This is a genomic window from Candidatus Cloacimonadota bacterium (assembly GCA_020532355.1).
In the GTDB taxonomy this organism is placed as follows: domain Bacteria; phylum Cloacimonadota; class Cloacimonadia; order Cloacimonadales; family Cloacimonadaceae; genus UBA5456.
On the sequence record JAJBBD010000041.1, the window covers coordinates 1 to 21,821 of the forward strand.

At 38.4% G+C, this 21,821-nt stretch carries 18 protein-coding genes; 13 read left to right on the forward strand and 5 right to left on the reverse strand.

The window, feature by feature from the left end:
* The first annotated feature begins 806 nt into the window (after positions 1 to 806).
* The 13 genes from hrcA (at position 807) to LHW48_01180 (ending at position 17,584) form a co-directional block, all read left to right on the forward strand.
* Complete coding sequence (hrcA, locus tag LHW48_01120; protein ID MCB5259064.1) at positions 807 to 1,865, forward strand: heat-inducible transcriptional repressor HrcA; 1,059 nt, start codon at positions 807 to 809, stop codon at positions 1,863 to 1,865.
* Entirely contained in the window at positions 1,858 to 2,490 is a 633-nt protein-coding gene (locus LHW48_01125) for a nucleotide exchange factor GrpE (protein ID MCB5259065.1), read from the forward strand. The genes hrcA and LHW48_01125 overlap by 8 nt, the downstream gene beginning before the upstream one ends.
* Positions 2,491 to 4,452: a molecular chaperone DnaK gene (gene dnaK / locus LHW48_01130; protein MCB5259066.1), complete on the forward strand. Its 1,962-nt coding sequence runs from the start codon at positions 2,491 to 2,493 to the stop codon at positions 4,450 to 4,452.
* Positions 4,453 to 4,557: 105 nt separating this feature from the next.
* Entirely contained in the window at positions 4,558 to 5,709 is a 1,152-nt protein-coding gene (gene dnaJ, locus LHW48_01135; GenBank protein MCB5259067.1) for a molecular chaperone DnaJ, read from the forward strand.
* Position 5,710: 1 nt separating this feature from the next.
* Positions 5,711 to 6,424 (forward strand): 16S rRNA (uracil(1498)-N(3))-methyltransferase, encoded by a 714-nt coding sequence (locus LHW48_01140; protein ID MCB5259068.1) that lies wholly within the window; start codon positions 5,711 to 5,713, stop codon positions 6,422 to 6,424.
* 118 nt (positions 6,425 to 6,542) lie between these two features.
* Entirely contained in the window at positions 6,543 to 7,334 is a 792-nt protein-coding gene (locus LHW48_01145) for a TatD family hydrolase (GenBank protein MCB5259069.1), read from the forward strand.
* Positions 7,331 to 8,536, forward strand: a complete 1,206-nt coding sequence (locus LHW48_01150) for a type IX secretion system membrane protein PorP/SprF (GenBank protein MCB5259070.1) — start codon at positions 7,331 to 7,333, stop codon at positions 8,534 to 8,536. The genes LHW48_01145 and LHW48_01150 overlap by 4 nt, the downstream gene beginning before the upstream one ends.
* Positions 8,530 to 10,059, forward strand: a complete 1,530-nt coding sequence (locus LHW48_01155) for a DHH family phosphoesterase (protein MCB5259071.1) — start codon at positions 8,530 to 8,532, stop codon at positions 10,057 to 10,059. Before LHW48_01150 ends, LHW48_01155 begins: the two co-directional genes overlap by 7 nt.
* A 55-nt stretch (positions 10,060 to 10,114) precedes the next feature.
* A complete protein-coding gene (locus LHW48_01160) occupies positions 10,115 to 10,651 on the forward strand; it encodes a phosphatidate cytidylyltransferase (protein ID MCB5259072.1) in 537 nt (178 codons plus the stop codon).
* Between the two features lie 11 nt (positions 10,652 to 10,662).
* Positions 10,663 to 11,619, forward strand: coding sequence for a glycosyltransferase family 2 protein (locus LHW48_01165; protein MCB5259073.1), 957 nt, complete (start codon positions 10,663 to 10,665; stop codon positions 11,617 to 11,619).
* A complete protein-coding gene (locus LHW48_01170; GenBank protein MCB5259074.1) occupies positions 11,606 to 12,823 on the forward strand; it encodes an FtsX-like permease family protein in 1,218 nt (405 codons plus the stop codon). The genes LHW48_01165 and LHW48_01170 overlap by 14 nt, the downstream gene beginning before the upstream one ends.
* Before the next feature lie 6 nt (positions 12,824 to 12,829).
* Positions 12,830 to 13,504: an ABC transporter ATP-binding protein gene (locus LHW48_01175; GenBank protein ID MCB5259075.1), complete on the forward strand. Its 675-nt coding sequence runs from the start codon at positions 12,830 to 12,832 to the stop codon at positions 13,502 to 13,504.
* A 102-nt stretch (positions 13,505 to 13,606) separates the two neighbouring features.
* The gene (locus LHW48_01180; GenBank protein ID MCB5259076.1) at positions 13,607 to 17,584 is read left to right on the forward strand and encodes a hypothetical protein; all 3,978 of its coding nucleotides are present in this window, start codon (positions 13,607 to 13,609) and stop codon (positions 17,582 to 17,584) included.
* A 3-nt stretch (positions 17,585 to 17,587) separates the two neighbouring features.
* Here the strand turns inward: LHW48_01180 and LHW48_01185 are convergent, their stop codons facing one another.
* From LHW48_01185 to LHW48_01205, 5 genes are all read right to left on the reverse strand, one after another.
* Positions 17,588 to 18,922, reverse strand: coding sequence for a hypothetical protein (locus LHW48_01185; protein MCB5259077.1), 1,335 nt, complete (start codon positions 18,920 to 18,922; stop codon positions 17,588 to 17,590).
* A gap of 177 nt (positions 18,923 to 19,099) precedes the next feature.
* Complete coding sequence (locus LHW48_01190) at positions 19,100 to 20,032, reverse strand: radical SAM protein (protein MCB5259078.1); 933 nt, start codon at positions 20,030 to 20,032, stop codon at positions 19,100 to 19,102.
* Between the two features lie 5 nt (positions 20,033 to 20,037).
* Positions 20,038 to 20,772, reverse strand: coding sequence for a uracil-DNA glycosylase (locus LHW48_01195; GenBank protein ID MCB5259079.1), 735 nt, complete (start codon positions 20,770 to 20,772; stop codon positions 20,038 to 20,040).
* Positions 20,773 to 20,837: 65 nt separating this feature from the next.
* Positions 20,838 to 21,134, reverse strand: coding sequence for a DUF5320 domain-containing protein (locus LHW48_01200; protein ID MCB5259080.1), 297 nt, complete (start codon positions 21,132 to 21,134; stop codon positions 20,838 to 20,840).
* A gap of 2 nt (positions 21,135 to 21,136) precedes the next feature.
* On the reverse strand, positions 21,137 to 21,340 hold the full coding sequence (locus LHW48_01205) for a hypothetical protein (protein MCB5259081.1): 204 nt from the start codon (positions 21,338 to 21,340) through the stop codon (positions 21,137 to 21,139).
* Positions 21,341 to 21,821 lie beyond the last annotated feature (481 nt).

Sequence of the window (21,821 nt, forward strand, 5' to 3'; positions counted from 1 at the left end):
AGGCCTCATGGACTTCAAAAGCAGGCGTGTAATTATGCACGGCCTTGAAGTCCAAACCGTTCATAAGATATTAAATAAGTGATAGTTAGTTTATGCGCTTTGAACTCCAATGCCTCAATTGGGATAAATAGGAACAAACCCAAAGCAATATGGCGGTGAAGCGTTTCTAAGCCATTGCTATCCCTCGCGCTGCGCTCGTGATTCCCTCATGATCTCCTCATAACATGAGGGGACTATGAGGAGAAATAGAGCAAATAACTATTGCATGAACTGAGGAAGCTCCATTAAAGTGATATTGCTTTACATCATTGGCGTGCCACCCTTAAAAGTATCCACCCTAAGGAGCTGATTATAGTACCCGAGAAAGATGTACAAGTGATGGACAATTTGATACACACCAAGTGCTATATAAATTTGAAATATTTGTAGTATTGATGATGAAAAAGTGTTCATAACCAAGAGGAACGTACAAGTCCAAACAATTATTCTAAAAAAGATTATATCATATTTTCTGATACCGAAGAAAGCATGATAAAAGCTTGAAGTTGTCATTGATCAAATCTTAAGAAAAAGTGAGGGTATTTGAAGAAATAGTGATAAAACCGTCGGCTACGAAAAACCCATTTATGGGCGGATTATCCTAATATAAAGATTTCAGTAAGTGCTTAGGGCTATCTAAGAGTGTAGTCGCATTAGTAAATTAGCACTCTCACTTTTCGATTGACAATAATCGAGACTTGATTAAATTGTCATCAGCTTAGCAGTTTAAGTAGTGGACTGCTAAAAAAATAATGAGGCAGTTTTACATGAAGAAGAATCAACAGCGATTGATACATACGCTTAGCGCTTTGGTGGATGAATACATCCAAAGTTGCGAACCCGTTTCTTCACGGGTATTGAACGAGAAGTACCTCACTGAAGTGTCTTCTGCCACACTACGCTTGGATTTACTTAAGCTGGAAGAGCAGAATTATATTTCTCAGCCCCATACATCTGCCGGTAGGATTCCTACTATCAGTGGCTATAGAAAGTATCTAGAATACATCGAGCCGGAGCATATAAATGTACGTTATGCAAGAATGGATACATTGCGCGAGCTATTAATCCAGAATTATAAGGACACTCCTAGGGCTTTACATTTTGTAATGCAGATGCTGGCTCATGAGACAGATCAGCTATCTTTTGTGGCGGAGCCAGAAGTATCCGGCGGCTATTTGGCAAGATTGGAAGTTTTTTCTATCGGAGAACGAAAGCTGATATTTGTGATGAGTCTGGATAGCGGGCTGGATAAAACAGTTATATTAAAGTGTAATTATGAGATCAACGAAGCGCAGCTAAAAAAGCTTGTACGTTATCTTAACGATGAACTGGTAGGCTTAAGAATTTACGACATAGCCAATAAGGTCTTGGTAGAAATGCGAGAAAAGAGCATGGGTGAGAATGATATTCTCAGCCAATTCCTTATTGAATTGCATAAAGCATTTATTGAAATCAGTGATTTCTTCATTAATTATGATGGCAGCATCAAATTTTTGGAGCAGCCCGAGTTTGATTCTAAGGAAGCCATACTTAGCTTTATGAATTTGATCCAGCGCCAGGATTTTTTGTTGAATGCAATGAGCAATGGCGATACCCATAAAGTGAATGTGCTTATGGGAGAAGAGTTTTCGGATCCCAGATTTAATGATTTTGCTTTGATCTATGGGAAATATGAAATATTCGGTATTCCCGGTTATTTGGGGGTATTAAGTCCTATTCGCACAGAGTACCGTAGATTGATTCCTCTAATCCGTGATGTTACTGAGACTATTACCCACACAACCAAACGCGGCATGGTGGTACCCCAAGGGAGGATGAATGGCTAAAAGAAAGAATAGGGGTGTACATACCTCATATAAGGATAAAGCAATGCATGCAAAAGGTGAACAATTAAAACAAAAAGACGACGAACAAGAATTGGATCCAGCAGTAGATCTGGCAGAGAAAGAGAAGAAAAAGGCAGATGAAGAATCTAATTTGAATGAAGTGGATTTGCTAAAAAAAGAACTGGCTGAGATTAAGGATAAGTATCTGCGAACAATGGCAGAATTTGAGAACTTTCGCCGCCGTAGCACTCAAGAAAAAGCAGATTGGATAAGGCAGGCAACCAAAGAGCTTGCACTTCACATTTGTGATATTGCAGACAATTTTGAACGAGCATTGTTTCAAGCTCAGCAAGAAGATTTAAGCTCTCCATTTGGCAAGGGAATAGTGCTAATAGAGAAGCAATTACTTAATGCCCTTGAGCGGGAAGGAGTAAAAAAGATAGAAGCTTTGGGAAATGAATTTGATCCTGCTTATCATGAAGCATTGGCACATATTCCCAGCAATTATGAAGAAAATATTGTAGCCGCCATTATTCAGAATGGTTATACCATGCACGATAAGGTGATACGTCCAGCGCGTGTGGCGGTTTCAAATGGAAATAAGATGAATACCCAGGAGGAATAAATGGGAAAGATAATTGGAATTGATCTTGGAACCACCAACTCATGTGTTGCCGTGGTTGAGGGCGGTAAGCCCGTAGTTATTACTAATGCAGAGGGTGGGCGTACAACACCGTCTGTAGTAGCGTTTACCAAAGATGGTCAACGATTAGTGGGACAATTAGCAAAACGTCAAGCTGTTACAAATCCCATCAATACTGTTTTTTCAATCAAGCGGTTTATGGGGCGTAGTCATGGCGAAGTGGGAGAAGAGATTAAGCAGGTGCCGTTCAAGGTAAAATCTGGTATTAAGAACCAGGCCGCAGTGCATATTGACAGCGAAAACAAGGATTTTACACCGCAAGAAATATCAGCTATGGTTCTTACTCGCATGAAAGAAACAGCAGAATCTTATTTGGGCACTACTGTAACCGAAGCAGTGATAACCGTACCCGCATACTTTAACGACGATCAACGACAAGCCACAAAGGATGCAGGAAGAATTGCCGGGCTGGATGTAAAACGCATTATTAACGAACCTACTGCGGCAGCTTTGGCATACGGAATGGAGAACAAGAAAGAGCAAAAAGTAGCCGTTTACGATCTTGGTGGCGGAACCTTTGATATATCGATCTTAGATATTTCATCTGGAGTGGTTGAGGTACTTTCGACCAATGGAGATACTCACTTGGGTGGAGATGATTTTGACAAGCGTATCATCGATTGGATTTTGGAACAATTCAAAAAACAAGAAGGCATAGATCTATCTAAAGATGCGATGGCGTTACAACGTTTACGCGAAGCAGCAGAAAAAGCCAAAATAGAGCTCTCGGGCACTCAGACCACCAATATAAACTTGCCCTTTATTACTGCCGATGCTACCGGGCCTAAACATCTTAACTTAGATCTATCCTTAGCAGAATTTAATCGCATGACATCAGATTTGGTGGAACGCACATTGGGTCCTTGCAAAAAAGCACTATCCGATGCTAAATTGTCTACTTCAGACGTTCAAGAAGTACTAATGGTAGGGGGAAGCACGCGCATTCCAGCAGTAGGAGAAGCTGTAGAAAAATTCTTTGGCAAAAAGCCAAATCGAAGCTTGAACCCAGATGAAGTTGTTGCTATTGGAGCAGCAATTCAAGGTGCCATACTTTCTGGCGATGATAAAGTATCGGATGTATTACTTCTCGATGTTACTCCGCTTTCATTGGGAATCGAAACTTTAGGCAATATGATGACTACTCTTATTCCCAGAAATACTACAATACCCACGAAGAAGAGCCAGGTATTTTCTACTGCAGCAGATAACCAAACAGCAGTCACCATTCATGTTTTACAGGGTGAGAGACCTATGGCTCCAGATAATAAAAGTTTGGGCAGGTTCGATTTAGTTGGCATACCATCTGCTCCGCGTGGAGTTCCTCAAATAGAAGTAACTTTCGATATTGATGCCAACGGAATATTACATGTATCGGCAAAAGATAAGGGTACCGGAAAAGAACAGTCCATAAAGATTGATCGTGCCGGAAGCATTGATAAAGAAGATATCGATCGGATGATAAAAGAAGCAGAATTGCATGCAGAAGACGATAAGAAACGACAAGAATTCGTAAGTGCAAAGAATGAACTAGATACCTTAATCTTTAGTACAGAGAAAAGCCTTGCAGAATATTCAGACAAGCTATCTGATAGTGAAAAAAGTGAGCTGGAAGAAGAAATAAAGAACGCTAAAGAACAGCTTGATAAGGTAAGCGACAAAGAACAAGTGGAACAGATAAAAGATAGCCTCTCAAAAAAAGCTCAAAAGCTGGGTGAAATAATCTACGCCAATATGCAACAGCAACAACAGCAGGGTGGAGGAGCCGGATTTGATCCGAATGCACAAGGCTTCAATCCTGAAGATTTTGCCGGTGCTAAGGAATCTGAGAATAAAAAAGATGATGGTCCTATTGATGCTGATTTTGAAGTAGTAGACGATAAATAGTAAAGAATCAGAAGCGGGGATGAACACACATCCCCGCGGTTTTATTTTAATATTCAGCTTCTAATCTGCTAAGCTAGGTGGAAGTGTAATATTTTAGGAGACAGAATGGCGAAACGAGATTATTATGAAGTTCTCGGTGTGGATAAGCACGCTGATGAAGCAACCATAAAGAAGGCTTACCGAAAGCTGGCGATGCAGTATCATCCGGACAAAAATCCCGATAACAAGGAAGCAGAAGAAAAGTTTAAGGAAGCCAGTGAAGCTTATGAGGTTCTAAGTGATAAGGAAAAAAGGCAACTGTACGATCAATATGGTCATGCAGGAATAGAGAATCAATTTGGAGCCGGAGGCTTTTCTTGGGAGAACTTCACTCACCGAAGCGACCTTAATGATATATTCGGAGATGGCTTTTCGTCAATTTTCGAAAGTTTGTTTGGAGGTGGTTTTGGGTCTCGCTCACACGGAAGAAGTTCAAATAGGGGAGAGGATCTACAGATAGAGCTATCTCTAAGCCTGAATGAGATTGCTGCAGGTTGCGAAAAGAAGATCAAAATTAGCACCAAAGAACCTTGTGACAAATGTAATGGAAGCGGTAGCGCGGATGGAGAAACAGAAATTTGCCCACAGTGCAGAGGAACCGGGCAAGTGCGTCAGGTAAGACAATCATTATTTGGTCAAATGCAAACAGTAGCGGAATGCCCTTCTTGCCGGGGAGAGGGAAAGATAGTAAAGAAGAAATGCCCCAAATGTTACGGTGAGGGCAGAATGGGCAAAGTGAAAGAAATAAGCGTAAAAATCCCTGCCGGCGTGGAAGAGAACCAGTATATTCGCTTACGCGGACAAGGCAATGTGGGTCCTCGCGGAGGCACAAGAGGAGACATCCTAGTACTTATTCACGAAAAACAAGACGATCTGTTTGAACGGCATGGAAATGATATAATTATGGAGTATCCAATCTCAGTATCTCAAGCTGTTTTAGGAGATGAAGTATTGGTTCCTACCCTCACGGGTAAAGTAAAGATGAAAATTCCAGCCGGTACCCAAAGCGGAAGAATATTTAGATTGAAGGGACAAGGAATACAAAGCCTAAATTCTTATTCTAAAGGAGACGAGTTAGTTCAGATTATTGTAGTTATTCCCACCAAAATAAACAAAGAAGAAACGGAACTATTTACTAGGCTGAAAGAGTTTGACAGTAAACGAGAATTAAAGCCCGGTAGAGGTTTCTTTAGTAAATTGAGAGATTATTTTAGTTAGAATGCCATCTTATTATTGTCCAGATCTGAATGCTAATAGTAAACAGATAGTACTCGATAAAGACGAACATCACCACCTATGCAGAGTGAAGAGAATAGGAGTGAATGATGTTATTACTTTAAACAATGGAAGAGGAATTTTGGCTGATTGCAAAATATTGAAGATCGATAAGAGTATGGCGGTACTCGAACCGATCAATATTGAGTATCATAACAAATCTAAAATTACCTATGCAATAGCCTTTGCCTTATTAAAGAATAGAAATGATGAACTTGTGGTAGAAAAGTGTACTGAGCTGGGGGCATCAGATTTTTTTCCCTTTATTAGCGAAAATACGGTTAAAGAAGAAGGGAAAAATACAATAGAAAGATTCAAGAAAATTGTGCTTTCGGCAATGAAGCAATGTAATAATCCTTGGATGCCACAAGTGCACAACCTCGCTAGGGTTCAAGATTTGGTAAATCTGATCGTTGAGCATGGCTATGAGCCTGTTGTTTGTTCTGAGCATGAGCAAGAAAATTGGTTGAACATGGTAGATTGCACCCAAAATATATGTTTTATCATTGGACCTGAAGGTGGCTTTTCAAACCTTGAGTTAGGTTTAATGAAAGGTATTGACAAAATAACTATCGGAAGTTTGGTTACTAGAGCTGAAACAGCAGCTATAGCCATTGCTTCACAATATCTTTTATACAAAGAATTATCAACCAAATGAAGCAATATGCATAAGAGATATTTATGGGGATTTTGGGATGCCCAAAATTCTCTTTGACAAGATAAAGAAGGGCATTTAGTTTGACACAAACGCAAATAAAGGGGATAAGACCAAGATAATGAAATTGTTTGAGACTCATGCACATTTGGACCTTCCGGAATTTGATTCTGATCGGGAGAGCCTCATTAATAAATGCTTTGCCAGTGGAATTGAATATATAATAAACATATCCTACAATAAAGATACTGCCCTTTCTTCCCTAGAGCTTGCCAAAAAACACTTGCATATTTTTGCATCGGTAGGCTTTCACCCTCACGATGCTCAGGAGTTTGACGCTGAGTTAGTGAAAAAGCATGCTCGCGAAAAAAAGGTATTGGCAATTGGAGAAATTGGGTTGGATTTCTTTAGAAATCTCTCTCCCTACACGGTTCAACGTGAAGTATTTGCCAATCAAGCGCATTTGGCTGTTGAATACGATTTGCCTATTGTAGTACATGATAGACAGGCTCATCAGGAGTGTTACAATATTCTAAAACAAGAAAACGTGAAAGAAGCTGTATTCCATTGCTTTTCCGGTGATATTGTATTTGCTCAACAAGTATTGGATGCAGGTTGGATGATGAGTTTTACTGGTAGTATTACGTACAATAATTCTCATCTAGATGATGTAGTAAGACTGGTACCTATGGATAGGTTTATGATAGAAACAGATTGTCCGTATTTGCCCCCACATCCACATCGAGGTAAGCGAAATTCACCTCTTTTATTGCATTTAATAGCTCAATACATAGCCGAAGTGAAAGGAATAACTCCCAATGAAGTGGCAGAAGCATCGTATAATAATGCGATTAAATTCTTTCGCGTTCCCCCAGATCCAGTAAAACACAAAAAAGCAGGACACAAGAAATGAAAAAAGTAATAGTACTGATGTGTAGCCTCACAGCAGTTTGTTTGTGGGGAGGAAACTCAATATTTTCTTACGAAGGTTTTCCAATCCAGTATTATGGACGAGATGTATATAGCTTGGGCATGGGAGATACCGGATCCAGCGACATCTTTCGTTATAATACGGGATATGCTAATCCCGCTCAGAATAATCAAGATAACAAAACCTTGTTTGGAACAGGCATGATTTTTGGCTATACAAACTATAAATCGAAAACCGATGGAGTGCAGCAAAGCTTTCGTGATGATGCTTTGGATTTTCCCTATTTCAGCGTATCTGTTCCCATCAAAAAGCATCGGATTGGTTTTCAATTCATGTCTCATGCAAATGGAGTGGTAAAAAATCAGACACTTATTGACGAAAATACTTTTGAGCGGCAAGAAGCTGATAACTATATTTATCGTGCCGATCTTTTATATAGCTACAGAATAAACAACCTTAGACTTGGGGTATCTGCAAACTATTTTTTGGGTCATAGCAACAGGGTATTTGAGCAAACATCATCGCAGAATACAATGCCAACAACCGAATCTTTGCATCAAAGCTTTAAAAATCCTACCTTCAGCTTAGGTATGGTTCAGAGTGTTAAAGATCATGCCGTAGGCGCTTATGCTACCTTCCCTGTTCGGTTAGATGGTGAACAAACCTGGAGTAGCTTTCATAGTAGTGCTGAAACTCAAGCTACACATTACGATTTACCTCTGTTGATAGGATTGGGCTATGCCGGTCTAGTGCTTCCCGAACTTAAGGTTTCGGCAGATTACACTTATGAAGCTTTTAAAGAAACCGATAATAATCTCAGAGACGGATGGAAAGCAGGACTAGGAATTGCCTATGAACCAGAGATTGATCGTAAAAAGCATTGGTATCAGAAAATACCTGTAAGAGCAGGTTATTCTATGAGACTCCTGCCGTTTAAATGCAATGGTGAATATGTAGATGAAAATACTCTGAGCGCAGGGATAAGTATACCCTTAAAAAGCGATGTGAATAGGTTGGATTTAGGGTTTCAATATACTACGAGGGGTGTTTTAGACACCCATAATCTGCAGGATAGCAGTTATCTGTTTCTAATTGGTTTTACCGGATTTGATATTATTGGCAAAGCAATAGATCGTACCGCACCAAGAGAAATTCCAAAAGCTGAGGAGATTCAACAATGGTAACTAAGAGTAATCTTTTTAGCAAGATACTTGAAACTCGCAACCTGAAGACCGCAGACTTGGAATGTACTTTAGACGACCTACCTGACGAACAGTTATTTGCTAATATCGATAAAGTAGCTCTGAGAATTCATGAAGCTATATACAACAATGAATCGATGATAATCTTTGGGCACGATGATCCCGATGGTATTACCAGCACATACATACTGTATAATTATTTGAATAGCTGTGGTTACCAAAGACATAGCTACTACATTCCTAATCGCAATATAGAATCGCACGGTATTCAAAGCAATTTTATCGAACATGTTAAACAAGGTGCTTTTGATCTTGTGATAACCGTAGATAATGGCATATCTGCATATGACGGGATTGAAAGTCTTAAAAAGCTTGGTTGTGATATAATCGTTACCGATCATCATCTAATCCAGCCAGATATGCTTCCAGACGCTTACGCAATACTAAATCCCCAACTTCCCGAGTGTAATTACCCCTTTAAAGCTCTTGCTGGAGTGGGAGTGGTTTTGATGCTCATTAGGTATTTAGCAAAAAAATGGGAACACCACATAGATCCGGCCAGTTATTTTTGGGCTGCGGTTGGCTCAATTGCCGATAAAGTACCAATGATAGGCATTAACCGTATTATTGTACGTTATGTATTGGAGAACTTTGAACAAACCCAGGATCAAACAGTGCAGTTCTTGTTACGTAATTATAGCAGAGTAAATACATATACAGATGTGTTCAATTTCATTACATATACTTCACGTTTGATTGCCAATGGGAGGGAAGAGGCCGGACAACATACAGCTTTGCGCTTTATATTACAGTTATCGGATGCAAAAGCACAATTGTTTGAGCGCCTCGAATCACAGAAGAATCTGTGGGAGAGAGAGCTGAACAGAGTATTCGGATTTTTAGAGACTCTTTCTGAGGATTTTGTGGGTAATTTTTTTGTTTATTATGACGATGATGGAGTAATACCATATTCACTTTTAGGCACAGCTTCTACATTTATTGTAAACAGACTTGGTATTCCCACCATAATGCTTAAGCATCATAATGGCAATATGGTTTGTGAAGGGCGTTGTGGGGAAGGATTTAATATGGTTGAAGCATTTACTCATTGCAAAGACCATCTGATTCAATTTGGTGGTCATGCCAAAGCAGCTGGTTTCACCATGTTGCCATCGGCATACGATAACTTCTTGGAGTGTTTCAATGCCTATCTATCGGATAACTTTATTATCTCAGAAGAGGTAAGTGAATTAAACTATGAAGCTGAGTGCAGAATTGAAGATATGGATAATCTAACGTGGCAAAGCATGGAGTTATTGCTGCCGTGGGGACAAAAAAACCATGAGCCTATGCTTCTTATAAAAGCATTGAAACAAACAGATTTAAATGGCAATTGGAATTTGGACAGCGGCAGTTTACATCTGCCTCGCGAGAAAGCCTGTGATTGTATAGCGCTGTGGCGCTCAGCGAATCAAATCCGAATATTAAAAATTCTAGATTCTTAACAATATGGGAAGCCTTGGCGAAACCCTGAGAAAGTCCATACACCTTAGTTCCCTTGTGATACCTTTGGGCTATCGTTATATTTTGGGTTACAATCGTCGGATTGCTTTCGTAATATTATTAGCCGCATTAGTAATTAGCTTGGTTATTGAGTTTCACCGTTTTTGGCAACGTAGCTTTAGAAAGACTTTTCATCGATTGTTTGGTATGATCCTAAGAAAACATGAACTAAATGATTTTACTGGTGCAACATATTTATTGGTAGCAAGCTTGTTATGCGTGGCTTTTTTTGATGAACCTATAGCCGCAGCATCTATAGCATTCTTAAGTATAGGAGACACATTTGCTGCTCTTATAGGCATAAACTTTGGCAAACGCAGGTTTTTGCGAAATGGTAAGAGCTTAGAAGGCAGCTTGGCATGTTTTGCATCTTGCGCTATTTTTGGTTTGTGGTGGCTGCCCAATCCATGGATGGCAATCATTGGAGCATTGGCTGCTACTGCTTCCGAATTGTGCAAGATTCCCTTGGATGATAATATCAAGATTCCCGTTGGTTCGGCTTTAGCGATGACAATTACGAGCCTATTCATATAAATGAGGCAAATATGCTGATATCATTTGTAATTCCCGTTTTAAACGAAGAAGATTCACTTTCCCAGCTTTATACTGAAATATTGGCTAATATCCATGATCATGATTATGAGATTATTCTTATAGATGATGGTTCTACTGATGGTAGTTTTGGCATCATGAGTCAGTTAGCCACTAATGACAAAAATGTAAGGGTCATAAAGTTTAGACGTAATTTTGGAAAAGCAGCTGCCCTTCAACAAGGATTTGAGCTTGCTATTGGTGATGTAGTCTTTACTATAGATGCCGATTTGCAAGATAATCCGGTGGAAATTCCGGCTTTTTTGCAAAAGATTGATGAGGGTTATGATATGGTTTCGGGATGGAAGAAAAAGCGACAAGATCCACTACATAAAAGAATTCCATCAAAACTCTTTAACAGTGTAACTGCTCGTACATTCAAGCTTAAACTCAAGGATTATAATTGCGGATTTAAGGCATACAGGAATGAAGTAGTTAAAGAATTAAATCTATATGGCGAGATGCATCGCTATATACCGGCCTTGGTAGATTCTTTGGGCTTTCGGGTAACCGAAATTGCCGTACAACACAGAGCTAGAAAATATGGACACAGCAAGTATGGATTAGAACGCTATTTAAGGGGTTTTTTTGACCTGCTTACGGTAAGAATGGTAACACATTACATAAAGAGTCCATTGTATCTATTTGGTAGAGTTGGGCTTATATCGTGTTTAATGGGTACGGGTATTACGGTATATCTTGCGATAATGAAGATATTTTGGGGCATGGCTTTATCGAACAGACCATTGCTACTATTAGGTATTTTAATGATTCTTGGAGGATTACAATTCATATCTTTGGGGTTAATCTCAGAATTAATCGTTAATAGAATTGATTCATCCAAGCGTCTGCCTTTATCTATTGAAACAACAATAAACATATGGCAAGAGCCGGAAGATGGAAATACTTGAACGCTTCTTTCTTAAACGTTATATAAAGTATCCAAAGCGAAACTTGTTTCGCTTTAGTTCTATTGCTATGGTATTGGGAATAATTTTATCTGTAGGAATCTTATCTGCGGGATTACATCTTTTTCAGGGTTACGAATCAACCTTAAAGAAGCTACTTTTAGAAAGCTTTGCCCATGTTGGGATTAGCTCATCTGATGGCAGTTTGATGAGCAATGAAGAAACAGAAAATGCCTGTAAAACACTTACAGAACATAATGAAGTTTTAAGCTGTGTTCCAGTGTTACAATTTGCCCTAATGGCTCAGAACAAAGATAAGGTACGGGCTGCCAGCTTAAAATGCTATAAAACCGAAGAAACTGCTCCTTATCATCCATATATAGTTTCTGGAAGACCAAAGATCGCATCTGGTGAAGTGATTGTAGGGCATTATCTGCTAGCTGAGTTAGGATTGGCGCTTGGAGATACTATAAATCTGAACTATCCTAGGTTGGATAATATCACTCCTTTGGGAATACCAAGCACACAATATGATTATATAATTGCAGGCGTATTTCGATCTGGATACTATGAAAATGACCGAAACTTGGTTATATCAACTGTAGAAGATGCTCGTACTTTGATGATGATACCAGAAGGTTTTAGTAGAATTGAGATACTACTTAAAGATGCTGATGAAGCGCCGGTTTTGGCACGATCTTTCATCGAAGAACTGGGCTATGAGTATATGGCGATGCCGTGGAATATTTATGCAGAGAGTTTGTTAAGGTTGGTAACAATAGAAAAGTGGTTGATTTTTATTGTTTTCAGTTTTCTGGTGTTGATAGCGGGGATCAACGTAATATCCACAGTTAGCACTACGATAATAGACAGACAATCTGAGATTGCTGTATTAAAGACTCTCGGTGCTGCTTCACATACGATCAGAAGGCTTTTTGCAATTCGGGTAGGATTGGTGGCGATAATTTCTGTTTTAATTGGGCAGATATTTGGGATTCTGCTTTCTTGGTTGGTTGAGAAACAAACCTTTTATCGTTTGAAAGGAGATGTGTATTTTATCGATACTTTAGGGGCAAACATCACTATACCTAATATATTAATCGTATTCTTGGTTGCAAGTTTATTGATTTTTATCTGTATAATGATACCGCTGAAACAAATTGAGAGATTACAAGTAATTGAGATTATCAGAAAAAAATACGCTTGAGGAATCATGATATTAAAAGCAAGCCATCTTAGCAAAACATACATAGATAGCGATCAGAGAATTGAAGTTCTAAAGGATGCATCATTAGAAGTGAATGCAGGGGAGTTGATTTGTATTACTGGTAAATCTGGATGTGGTAAAAGTACTATGCTACACATAATGGGTCTTTTAGATACACCAGATAGCGGAGACTTGATTATTTGTGATAAATCAATTCAGTCAAACAGCCCTCAAGCATCGTCGATTCGCAACCAAGAGCTTGGTTTTGTATTTCAATTCCACTACCTAATAGATGATCTTACTGCTACAGAAAATGTAGCTTTACCATTACTAATATCTGGAATTAATGAAAGTTCTGCAAAATTAAGGGCTAAAGAACTTTTAGTACTTTTAGGCTTGGAACAGCGCTTGAATAGATACCCAAATCAGCTATCTGGGGGAGAACAACAAAGAGTTAGTTTAGCTCGTGCTCTTGCAAACAAACCCAAATTGGTTCTTGCAGATGAACCTACAGGGAATCTGGATCCCTCACATAGTAATGAGGTATGGGAAATGATAAGAAAGCTGAACCACGATCTAAATCAGGCTTTTGTAATCGTTACACACGATATTGAAGCCTCACGCAAAGCCACAAACAGCTATGAATTAACTGATGGAAGGTTAATACAGCTCAAGGCTTAACATATGCATCGATCACGAAAGTTTCTAATCCTGATCCTAATCCTATTGCTTATCAATGTGATATTTTTCACAATATGGTATCCTTTAGGTGGTAGAAAGCTGGTGAGAAACTTTATTGCAGCAAAAGTGGCGGATACTATAGGGGCAAAAGTACAAATTGGAGATTTGCATATAAGCGACAAACAAATACTAATCCAAGATTTCAGCTATGTCGATAAGGATAGCCAGATAGACTTAAACGTTAAGAGCTTTAGAGTAAGATATAACTTATATAAATTAATCTTATCGGGATTCAAATTAGACAATGTGATATCTACCGTTGAAGTAATAGAGCCCCATGTTAAGTTACGATATTATCATGATTTTACTAAAAAAAGAATCACTAAGAAGCGAAAGAAAGAATTTAAGATACCTGATCTTAGTACCTATTTTAAGCTTATTACATTAGAAAGCGGTTCTCTGGAATCGGATTTATCTTTTAATCTTAAGATGCAAAACGAAGGCATATTAAAAATCGAAGAGAATCTAAAAAATATCCAGCTTCGTATTCAAAATGCTGAAAATACCAAACTCAAATTGAACGCCACGACTTCTTTAGGGGGTAAGGTTTCAGCTGAAGGATCTCTGATTGGAGGCAGAATTGATATAGCTAAAGCTGAGATAGAAGAGTATAAACCTCTTTATTTATCTCATCCCGACATCCAAGATTTTCGAACAGAGATTAATATAGTAGCACATTACAGTGAACCATCAGATTCTTCAAAAGCAGAGTTTTCTGGGAAGGCGCTTATTTGGAACACTTCTGCATTTGCCATCAACCGCCTCCCGGTGCATATTCCTCTTATTAATGCCGAAACAGATGGAAACACTGGTAGCATCAGCATATCTTCAACACGTATAGCGGGAAGTAGCATTGAAGCAAGACTATCAATTCATGATATGCTGGAAGATATTAAGATAGATGGCTCCTATGCAAATATAAGTCTATATGCAGCTGATATTATGCCCCAGTTATCTGGTCTTGTTGAAGGTAGTCTTACTGCATCTGGCAGCATAAATGAGCCTAAGGTTAGACTGTTTGCCAATAGCAATCGTTTTGCATATCGAAACTGGGCGCTTGAAGATATCTCTTTAAGTGCAGATTATGAAGAAAACATCGCTTCAATAAAAGATTTTGATGCTAGATGGCAAAATCAATTCCTTAGCCTTAATGGATCATTTTCTACCCACGACCTTAAGTTTAATGCTTTCTTAGATGTTCAGAACACGGACAGTAAAAATAGTGATTTGAATGCTGAGGGAAAGCTTGCAGTTAATGGCATTATCATTAAACCATATCCTATTGTAAATCTAAGTATTAACGATGTTGATGTAAGATGGCGAGATCTACACTTAAGGTCAATAAACGGCGTCGGATCTATGATTCCTACAAACGAATCTCTATTAGTAGATGTCGATTTAAATTCTGCCGATGGATACAAGCTTGCAGCCGTAGGTGATGTATTAAGTAGACATATAGCTTTGGATGCAGAATTCCACGAGATGGAAGTTTCAAAGGTTTATAATCAAAAAGTTCTAAACATTCTTGCGCCTATAGTTAACGGAAAGCTTGATGCCGTGATGACTGGAAATGACGTATGGTACAAGATGGATGCTAATACCGCTTTTACCCAAAACTATGATTATCAAGGTAAATGGGATATTATTGGCACTGCTGATATAGCTAATCCATCTGTATCTGCTTCTCTAATAACACAAGATGCTCTTTTTAACGGCATGCCTGCCAATATAAGTTTTAATGCTGCTTATTCAGATCAGCAAATCAAAGTATGGTCTTTTGCATTTGAGGATATGCTTAACTTAAGTGCAAAAGTTATGCTTACCGATTTATGGGAAAGCAGTCTAGATATTGCCTTGCGGAATATTGATTCGGCAAAAATTATGCGTTATTATCCAGATGCTTCATACCTTCTTCCAGAATTTAGTTCTCTTAGTTTGTTTGCCCAGTACAATCTACAGAATAGCAAAGAAATTGATTCTTGGGTAAATCTTAAAAATGTAGATTTATTAAGCATAGTGCCCTTAAGCTTGAATTTAAATATAAATGGTACTCCAGAAAACGTAGCTTTCAACGGGATTATAAAAGAAAAGAATAAAACCATGATAAATCTTGATGGATCTGGTTCGCTGAAACCAGCTTTTGGGATAGCATTAAATGCTATATTCAAAGATCTGAAATTGCAAGATTTACTGATACAGAGTAATGGTATAGCATCTCTGAGCGGGAATGTGCAATTAGCCATGGAAAATATCCTTACTGAAAATAAGCAAATGGAAATTGGGGCAGATATCGTGGGCAAAGAAGTGCAGTTTGGAGATTTTAATATTGATCATGCGGTAATTAAAGCCGTACAAAAAAACGAGAGCCTTATAGTAGATTCTCTTTACGTACATGCCAATAATCTTTTCACTGCAAAAGCACATGGTTCATTAGATTATAATGCAATTCAAAACATCTTCTACGAAGGAGATAATACACTGGAACTGGCAATTGAAGGTGAATTTTTCCCTTGGTTGGAAAACCTGACCGATTATATTCAAGAATCACACGGTCTTTCAACGATAAATCTAGTTTTGGGAACATCGGAAGATCAGTTTGAGATTAGCACTGGAGAGTTAAATCTGGATAAGGGCTATATTCACCTTAAGGATCAAGTGGAACCCCTGCGGGATATTCAGATTAAGGGAATCTTTAGCGATAACCGTTTAATGATTCAGAGAGGCACCTTCAGAATGGGCAATGGGCAGTTTTATATAAACAATATTTTTGATAGCGAACCCAGTGATCACTTCATGGTTAGCTTCTTAGATTTGGGTTATTTCCGTATTCTGATAGAACAGCCCGGTATCCAAGCCACTATTCCTGTTGTGTCACCTCCAAAAACTTTAACCAATGTTGCCATAAGTGGACTTGACGGGCGTTATGCTATAGTTCGTGGTCCTTTCGATGATTTGAAAATCGAAGCTCTCGTTACTGCCTCAAATCTGGATATTCTATTTCCTCCCGGTGCAGATAATCTGCTAAACCTAATTATGTCGGTTCGCAACACTGGAAAGAAACCGGATAGCGATCCTACTCCTTTACCATTTAGGCTGGATTTACGCCTCAATATCGGTGAAAACGTACGCTATGTTACATATCCCACAAATCTGTATCTAAGTCCTGGCGGTTTTTTACACTTATTGTACGACGGCAACAGATTTATCGTAGAAGAAGCAAACATCACTTCTGATAGAGGTTCTATCGACTTCTTTGGCACTGTGTTTCAGGTGGATAACATAGCTATTTCTATGATAGACCAGCAAAACATACTCAGTGTTGATGGAAGATTTTATAAGCGTACACCTGATGGTAGCACAATTGCACTTACAGTTACTTCAAGTCCGGAATATGATAAAGGATTTTTTGACAGACTACAACTTAATCTTACCAGCGATAATCCCCAAGACCAAAACATATCACAAGTCCTATCGCGTTTACGATATAATCAAAACATGGATGAATTGCCAGAAGATCAGAAACAAAACTTATTGCAAGATGAAGCCTTGGGGCTTATTGGCGGCAATCTCAATTCTACAGTGCTTACTCCTTTCTTCTATCCGGTTGAAAACTGGATTAGGCGTAATCTCAAACTTGATGGATTTTCAATTAATGCAGGATTTATTCAAAACATATTTTCAGAGTATTCTTCAAATCCCTCTCAACTAGCAGATATGGCAGATCTTTCAAATCTTAGCTCGGATATTACACGCTTTTCTTCATCTATCCTGCTAAATAATCTGTCTGTATCCATGAGCAAGTATATCGGATATCGTATGTTTATAGATTATGAATTAAATTTGCAGGAAGCAACTGATTTGCAGAAGAAGACAAAGCTTTTGGTCTCTCACGATACCAGCTTAAGACTTGTTCTACCGCGTCAATACAGATTGGGGTATACTCTAAACTATTCTCCCCAAGATACGGGCTTCACGCACGAAATACAATTGCAAAAATCTTGGCGATTTTGGGGACTTTAGGGCTTAGAAAAGGAATTTTACACCAACCGCTGCAGAGCGCTTTGTATCCTTCCACCAGTTAATACCACCTTCCTTATCTTTATACCTTTCTGAGTATTTAGCTATCACAAACCATCTTCGCTTGGAATCCAGACCAATAGTAGCACTAGCAGACATGCTTGCTCTGGGAACTGCCACTTTGCCCAAACTAAGGCTACTTACATTAGTTTTACTATATGAGAAGGCGATTTTTTCCAAGCGCTTATAACGAGTATCCACATTCAAACTGAACCACATGGATTTGCCATTTTCTAAATCAGCGCCATACATATTTTGCCAAGCGAACATGGCTTTAAGCCTATCTCCGATAATGCCTTGTACTTTACCAAAAAAACCATAACTAGATTTTCTATTCTGTAAAGCTTCTTCTTTGGTGATAATTATTGGTAATCCATTTAGTGTATCTTGCACAGCTCGTTCTTCTTCATAATGATAATCAAAGTAGGCTGGCATAAATCTATCGCCATTGGTCCTGTATTCTAAGTTTACTTTTATCACATTAAAATCTGCATAAACGCCTGGAAGAATGCTACCGGTACCATTATCTATCATATGGGCGACTTCTGTATATATGCCATATTCAGCTTTGTCGCTACGTTTTAGAGGTTGAGTGTAATCAAATGAAAGAATTGTTGCAGCATCTCTTCTATCTGGATTAAGATACTCTAGGCTATCTGGCAACGTATAATTTAGATTAGCATACTGGTTTAGATCTGTATATACAGAAAATCCCACCTTGGACATGTCCAAAATCTTTACCGTAGAATCTGGTAAAGGCTTAAAATGTGCTCTAAAGCTTAAAATATTATTCTTGGTAATGTCCGAGCTGAAAAGCTCTAATTCGGGTTCAAACAAGGTGGGAATTTTTCCACCGATTAATATGCCATTGTATCTAAGATCTGGATAGAAATACATATTAGAATAGTTCAGCATTACTAAGCCATTTCCCACCGAATATTTGGGGAACCCACCTATATGAAAGTATAAAGGATCCCCTAATTCTGCATATCTGAAATAATAGAATTTTCCAATTATGTCGCCTAAATGATCCCAATCACTTTTCTTGATATGATAGTTCTTATCCAATAGGATGTCCAAATCTAAACCCAAGCCGAACTTTTTATATTTGAACTCTTGTATAAAGCGAAATTGAGTATAGCGTACAGAATCTATATCTACTTTTCCAAACATTGTTGAGGCGCTATAGCGAGTACTAGAGCTAACAGAAAAAGGCATATCCTGAGCAAATACCAAGATGGGCAAAATAGCTAAAAACAAAACAAGATATCGTTTAGACATGTTTTCATCCTTTACAAACAATTTATGGCAATTAAATACTAATTATTATTACTGTCAAGATAAAAGCGCCATATCAGGTATAATAGCCATATCGATATTCTGGATTTGGTTTTTCGTGATTTTCGTTTTTAATCTGTTAACCTACTACGCGCTAAAACCTTGATATATGGTATAACCTTATTGTTTAAGCTTGAAGAATACCCCTCGTTCCATGTGAATACTTTCAATTGTGCCTGCTGTTATCATTGTGCCCAAATACTTGTTCAATTCATTGATATGCAGCCCTAGAATACTACAGAGGTCGGTATCTGTACAAGGTCTGCGCCTAATTGTTTCCAAGATTCTAGTTTCAATATCTCCGCTAAAACTCTGGATATGGGTTCTGGTTTGCGGATTAGCCACTATTTCAGTTTCAAGGGGTTTAAAAAAATCAGCAATTTCCATTAATCTTTGTTCGGGCATTTTTTTTACCCAATCTTCAGTTGAGGGGCGGTCTAAAGAATTAAGTTGTACAAGATCTGGAGCTATACTAAGTAAGGCACGTTTAATCTTTTTAAGTTCACTTTGCGTATCATTTACCGCCTCTATAAGAAACACTTCCACAAAAATCTTTCCACTAAACTCAGTCCTCAGGGATTGTAAGCCTTCAATAATCTTAGAATTATTCAAACTCTTATGAGGGCGGTTAATTTTCTTGAATACTGTATCGGATACTGCATCCAGATCTGGAAGAATTACATCGGCTCGTAATACTTCTGCTCTTAAAGAGGCATCACTAAAAAGAGTGCCATTCGTAAGTATTGCCACCTTGTAAGAAGGAAAGTTATCCTTGATATAGTTCAGAACTTTGCCAAGTCCAATATTTAAGGTAGGCTCACCTTGACCAGAGAATGTAATGAAATCTAATTTCGGCTTCTGAGAAAGATAATTACCTAATTCCCCAATAACTTCATCAACTGGAACGTATTCTTTACGCTCAACCGTCAAATTTGTGGTTCTGCCTACTTCACAGTAGATACAATCTAAACTGCATACTTTGTGTGGGACTAAATCCACCCCAAGAGATATACCCAATCTGCGAGAGGGAACAGGGCCAAAAAGATATTTCATTGCTATTATTCCTTATCTATAGTTAAGTAAGTGCCATCTGGAAGCATTTGATCGGAATGACTTTTCCCTTGAGCTTCAAGTTGGTATCTTTTACATTGTAGCCAATCACCAAAACAATAGCTATCTGTCCAGTAAAAACCGATCACTCTTTGTAGCGTATATGATTTCATCGGACACACATCAAACCACTTGCAGTGTTTTAGATGAAATGCTCTATGATATCTGTTAATAGTATTCAAAGTGTACTCCGGATGATGGATTAATGAAGTAGGATGACTAAGTGGCATTATAATATAGCGTTCCGTTAAAAATACTTTGCCTAATAAATCTGGATACTCGGCTCTTTGAAACTTAGCAAAACCTCGCGTTTCTAAAAGATACTTAGTAGAGTAATAACCAAGAGGACATATTATTTTGGGCTTAATCTGGCGGATTTCTTGTTCTAAATACGGTGCGCAAGCCATTATCTCTGCTTGTTTGGGACGCCTGTTTTTAGGCAATCTACATTTGAGTAAGTTAGTATAGTATATTCTGCTTGTATCTGCTTCAGCTTGTTCCAAAATATACCAAAATACTTTACCAGAGGGGCCTTTAAACATTTTTCCAGTTTTATCTTCCACCTCACCTGGTGCCTGAGCGATCATAAAATAATCTCCGTTTACAGATCCTTCGCCTAGTACAGTGTTGTTACGCGTATTAACCAAAGCACATTTATTACAGTTCTTAATATCCAATATCATTGTAAAGCTAAAAAATGGGGAGACTGTAAGATTGCAGCATCCCTTTAGATAAGCAATCAGATTGTCTAAGCTTCTTCTTTGCTCAATTGTTCATTTAGCCACTGAAGTTGCTTTTCCAATTCAGCTTTTTGTGCCTGCATATCGTCTTTGCTAAACCTATATATTGGTTCGGTATAACCATAAGAATATGGTGTTGCGGCATCCCATGAGCGATACCTAAAGCCATAACCTCCACCAAATCCTCGCCTTCTGCCGAGTCCATATCCTCGTCCTAAAGCGTAACCATCAAATCTTCCACATGGTCCAAGTCCTCTGCCAGGACGACCATCTCCAAAAGGTCCAGTGCCGTCATATCTTGGCATTTTTACCTCCTATTATTTATTCTGTTTGTTAAAAAGTATTTTAAGGCATCTGCCAATAGGGCTATACCATTATTGGCAAATCCTCGTGAATTCAAACTGCTGTTTCTTTGTGAATTCATAACAGTATTGCGGGACTTAGAGAAATTTCCCAAGCCACGCCCGGGTCTTCCATCTCCAAAGGGTCCACTTCCATCACGATTTGGCATCATAACCTCCAAGGCTATATAAATAACAGGTTAAAACTATAAATATCACCTCATATCTACCTTCTGGTAACGATCAACACGAAATGTAATATGAACATAAGTTCAATATGTGGCGCCCACTTATTCTGTCAATGTTTTTCCTCAACAATAATTCTAAGACTCGTTACCATATCTATATAATTACCTATCGTATATGGTTTTATGCACACAACTTGTCTGGCTAATTAGGTTAAAGAGTTATAAATCCTCACTGAAAACTTCAATTATCATCACCGAAAACTTCAAATCGGGACCCTGAAATCTGCAAGTGCCAAAACAGATCTAAATCCAGGACTACAATGCTTTTTTACGAAATCCATACTGGTATATTGCATATATCATTAAGAGTATTTTTATCAAGATTTGAAGTTAAATATTGGTACAAGCAATGGTACAAAACAGTGTCCGATTTGCAGGTTTTGGCGCTCGATAATAACGAGAT

What these genes read in the sequence shown, in the direction of transcription:
- dnaJ (MCB5259067.1), top strand. Translation starts at nt 4,558, where the DNA reads ATGGCGAAACGAGATTATTATGAAGTTCTCGGTGTGGATAAGCACGCT.
- hrcA (MCB5259064.1), top strand. Translation starts at nt 807, where the DNA reads ATGAAGAAGAATCAACAGCGATTGATACATACGCTTAGCGCTTTGGTG.
- LHW48_01195 (MCB5259079.1), bottom strand. Translation starts at nt 20,772, where the DNA reads ATGATATTGGATATTAAGAACTGTAATAAATGTGCTTTGGTTAATACG.
- LHW48_01185 (MCB5259077.1), bottom strand. Translation starts at nt 18,922, where the DNA reads ATGTCTAAACGATATCTTGTTTTGTTTTTAGCTATTTTGCCCATCTTG.
- LHW48_01125 (MCB5259065.1), top strand. Translation starts at nt 1,858, where the DNA reads ATGGCTAAAAGAAAGAATAGGGGTGTACATACCTCATATAAGGATAAA.
- LHW48_01140 (MCB5259068.1), top strand. Translation starts at nt 5,711, where the DNA reads ATGCCATCTTATTATTGTCCAGATCTGAATGCTAATAGTAAACAGATA.
- dnaK (MCB5259066.1), top strand. Translation starts at nt 2,491, where the DNA reads ATGGGAAAGATAATTGGAATTGATCTTGGAACCACCAACTCATGTGTT.
- LHW48_01150 (MCB5259070.1), top strand. Translation starts at nt 7,331, where the DNA reads ATGAAAAAAGTAATAGTACTGATGTGTAGCCTCACAGCAGTTTGTTTG.
- LHW48_01155 (MCB5259071.1), top strand. Translation starts at nt 8,530, where the DNA reads ATGGTAACTAAGAGTAATCTTTTTAGCAAGATACTTGAAACTCGCAAC.
- LHW48_01190 (MCB5259078.1), bottom strand. Translation starts at nt 20,032, where the DNA reads ATGAAATATCTTTTTGGCCCTGTTCCCTCTCGCAGATTGGGTATATCT.
- LHW48_01170 (MCB5259074.1), top strand. Translation starts at nt 11,606, where the DNA reads ATGGAAATACTTGAACGCTTCTTTCTTAAACGTTATATAAAGTATCCA.
- LHW48_01165 (MCB5259073.1), top strand. Translation starts at nt 10,663, where the DNA reads ATGCTGATATCATTTGTAATTCCCGTTTTAAACGAAGAAGATTCACTT.
- LHW48_01205 (MCB5259081.1), bottom strand. Translation starts at nt 21,340, where the DNA reads ATGCCAAATCGTGATGGAAGTGGACCCTTTGGAGATGGAAGACCCGGG.
- LHW48_01145 (MCB5259069.1), top strand. Translation starts at nt 6,543, where the DNA reads ATGAAATTGTTTGAGACTCATGCACATTTGGACCTTCCGGAATTTGAT.
- LHW48_01175 (MCB5259075.1), top strand. Translation starts at nt 12,830, where the DNA reads ATGATATTAAAAGCAAGCCATCTTAGCAAAACATACATAGATAGCGAT.
- LHW48_01200 (MCB5259080.1), bottom strand. Translation starts at nt 21,134, where the DNA reads ATGCCAAGATATGACGGCACTGGACCTTTTGGAGATGGTCGTCCTGGC.